Below are 3,013 nucleotides of genomic sequence, written 5' to 3'. Positions count from 1 at the left end.
TCGATCAGTGCCCACAAGTCGTCGTCCACGATCCAAGGCCGAGTGCTCACACACTCACGAACGGCCGAATCATCACACCGGTTACGCCCGACCAGGGCATCTCAACAAGATCCTGTTACGAGCTCTAAGACACTGAGCTCTTTCCATCCTCAGTTTGAGCTGGCCAGATGCAGGCAGAGGACGGCCTGAACAAGACTCGTGATGCGGGTGGTCGAGCAGCGGAGTTTGCGGAGGAGGCGCCAGGACTTGAGGGTGGCGATGGCCTGCTCGACGAGGGCCCGGATCTTGGCGTGGGAACGGTTGACGGCCTGCTGGCCGGTGGAGAGGCTGTCCCATCGGCCGCGGTAAGGGAGACTTACCGTGTCGCCTGCACCCTGGTAGCCCTTGTCTGCCCAGCAGGTGATGCCGGCCTCGGCGAGTGCCTCGATGATGCCGTGCTCGCGCGCGGCCCGGACGTCGTGGACGGCGCCGGCCAAGGCTGGTGAAGCCCACAGCAGACGCCCCTTCGGATCGGCTATGACCTGCACGTTCATGCCGTGCTTCTTGTGTTTGCCCGAGTAGAACGGGCGGTCGGCGGCGATTCGGTCGATGGGCAGGAGCGTCCCGTCGAGGATCACGTACGCCTTCGTCGACGCCGCTCGTACGGCTTCGGTGAGGGTGGGGGCGAGGGCAGCGAGGAGGTTGACGGCCTCGGTGATGTATCGGTAGGCGGTGGTGGTGCCGATCCCGAATCCGGCCGCGAGCTGGGCGTAGGGCTGGCCGTTGCGCAGGTGGGCGAGGGTGAGCAGGGCCTGTCGGCCCGCGTTCAGGCGCCGCCATCGGGTTCCGAGAGTGCGGCGGTGTTCTTTCAGACGGGCGGCGAGGAAGCGCAGGGCCGTGCTGGACACGTCGACGCCGGACGGGTAGACAAGCATGCGAAGCCTCTGGTGGAGACGGTTGTCTTGGTCGAAAACCCATCTACCAGGGGCTTTACCTGCCTGTCAGCATAACTGCCAAGCCTGTCCGCCAGGCTGGAAGGACCAGGCGTGTGGGCCACAGTGAGGAGTCGAGTTGTTACGTTGTGAGGCGGTCGGTAAACGGTACGGCGGAGGGCGATGGATCCTCAGTGACGTGGACATGGAAGTTGTGACCGGTGACGTCCGCGCGGTGGTCGGCAGCAATGGTTCGGGGAAGTCGACCTTGCTGAGGATCCTCGTCGGGCTGTCGCAACCCACCACCGGGAGCGTGTCGGGCCGACCACCGCGCATCGGTTACGTACCGGACCGCTTCACCGGCCATGACCGCATCTCGGCGATCTCCTATCTCACTCACATGGGGCGTATCCGTGGCCTGTCGGGCTCCGCCGCCCGTGCCCGAGGCCATCAACTGCTGGAGCGGCTGTCCCTGGTGGGCGGGGGGAACGCGCCGCTGCGCACGCTGTCGAAGGGCAACGCGCAGAAGGTGGCGCTCGCCCAGGCCCTCCTTGTCCAGCCCGACCTGCTGGTCCTCGACGAACCCTGGTCAGGTCTGGATGCCTCGGCCCACGGTGTCCTCGCCGAGTTCATCGACGAAGTGGCCGCACAGGGCGGAGCAGTGGTCTTCACCGACCACCGCGAGGCGATCACCCAGACGCACGCCCGCGGCGCCTACACCATCAGCGACGGCCGGGTCACCTCGCACGGCGGCCGGCACGCCGGGAGCCGCACCTCGATGGTCGAGCTGGTCCTGACCGTGCCGCCCACCGGCGTCATGCCGATCGAAGTGGACTGGTCCGCGCTGCCGGGTGTGACGGACACCGCCCAGCGCGGCGGGGAGGTCGTCCTGCGGGTGGCGCCGGAGCACTCGGACGCCGTGCTGCTGACGGCACTGCAGCACCGGTGGTCGGTGGCCAGCCTGGCCGGGGCCGTGTACGAAGCCAGTTGCTGGGCCGATGCGCGGCGGACCGCCCTGTGATCGCGCTGGTCGGCTATATGTCCACGGTGTTGCTGCTCTCCCAGCGCTACCTCGCGCCGCTGTTGCTGTTCCTCGGCCTGGTGGCCGTGCTGACCAGCAGTGACACCGGCCCGCTCACCGCGACCTACGCCGCGGTGGCCGGGGCCATGCTGCCGTGCTCGGTCTGGCTGACCATGACACTGATCGGTCTCGAGGACCAGGCGCACCGCTCGATCGTCGTCGTCAGCGCCGGCGGCCCTCTACGCGTCCTGCTCGCGACGGTCGGGACGGCCGCCACAGGGTGCCTGCTGCTGACGTCTGCCGGCCTGGTGCTGCCGCTGTTGTTCGCAACCCACACACCCGGCCTCGCGGATCTGGCGCTGGGGACCGCGGCCCAACTCACCTGCGCCTTCACCGGCATCGCCATCGGAGTGGTCTGCTCGCGGCTGGTATTCCGACGGCAGGGCTACGCGCTCGTCCTCGCCCTGGTGCTCCTCCTGGCCGTGCTGCTGGGCAAGGGCGTTTCCCCGGTCAACATCATGCTTACCCACCTGCAGAACGCGTCGGACTCGGCGGACGCCCTGGCACCCACGGGTGCCCTGCTCACCGTCACCGCGGGCTTCTTGGCGGCCGCAGTTGCTATGACACAGGCGATCACCCGCAGAAAGGCATGAACTCTGCGGCGGTGTGCCCGCACCGGCGCAGGCTGCGCAGCGCCTTCCGGTAGAACGCATGCCCCGCCGTCCTGGCCGCTTCGGTGAGTGTGGGGGAGCGAAAACGCCCAGGAGCTCGACGCCTCGGTGATGTAGCGGTCGGCAATGGGCGAGTGCCGAAACCGGCCGCGAATTGCGCGTGGGAGTACCCATTGCGCAAGTGGGCGAGGGTGAGCAGGGCCTGCCGGCCTGCGCTCAGGCGCCTCCAACGGCTGCCGATCGACCGTCAGTGCGCGCGCAAACGGGTCCCATTGAACTGCCATAAGAGCTCGTAACAGGATCTTGTTGAGATGCCCTGGTCGGGCGTAACCGGTGTGATGATTCGGCCGTTCGTGAGTGTGTGAGCACTCGGCCTTGGATCGTGGACGACGACTTGTGGGCACTGATCG

The 3,013-nt window shown here is 67.5% G+C and carries 3 protein-coding genes and 1 pseudogene; 2 read left to right on the top strand and 2 right to left on the bottom strand.

What is annotated here, in order from left to right; genetic code table 11:
- Positions 1–149: 149 nt before the first annotated feature.
- Entirely contained in the window at positions 150–914 is a 765-nt protein-coding gene (locus E6R62_RS37340; RefSeq protein ID WP_136217894.1) for an IS5 family transposase, read from the bottom strand.
- Positions 915–1,110: 196 nt separating this feature from the next.
- Between E6R62_RS37340 and E6R62_RS37335 the strand changes: the two genes are divergently transcribed.
- The gene (locus E6R62_RS37335; protein WP_136217893.1) at positions 1,111–1,932 is read left to right on the top strand and encodes an ATP-binding cassette domain-containing protein; all 822 of its coding nucleotides are present in this window, start codon (positions 1,111–1,113) and stop codon (positions 1,930–1,932) included.
- On the top strand, positions 1,929–2,585 hold the full coding sequence (locus tag E6R62_RS37330; RefSeq protein WP_136217892.1) for a hypothetical protein: 657 nt from the start codon (positions 1,929–1,931) through the stop codon (positions 2,583–2,585). Before E6R62_RS37335 ends, E6R62_RS37330 begins: the two co-directional genes overlap by 4 nt.
- Before the next feature lie 154 nt (positions 2,586–2,739).
- Here the strand turns inward: E6R62_RS37330 and E6R62_RS42360 are convergent.
- A pseudogene (locus E6R62_RS42360) lies at positions 2,740–2,916 on the bottom strand (transposase family protein); the annotation flags it as partial.
- Between the last annotated feature and the right edge of the window lie 97 nt (positions 2,917–3,013).

The organism is Streptomyces sp. A1136, from assembly GCF_004795055.1.
Classification (GTDB): domain Bacteria; phylum Actinomycetota; class Actinomycetes; order Streptomycetales; family Streptomycetaceae; genus Streptomyces.
Note: the sequence above shows the minus strand (reverse complement) of the source record. Positions and strands in the feature narration are given on the sequence as shown.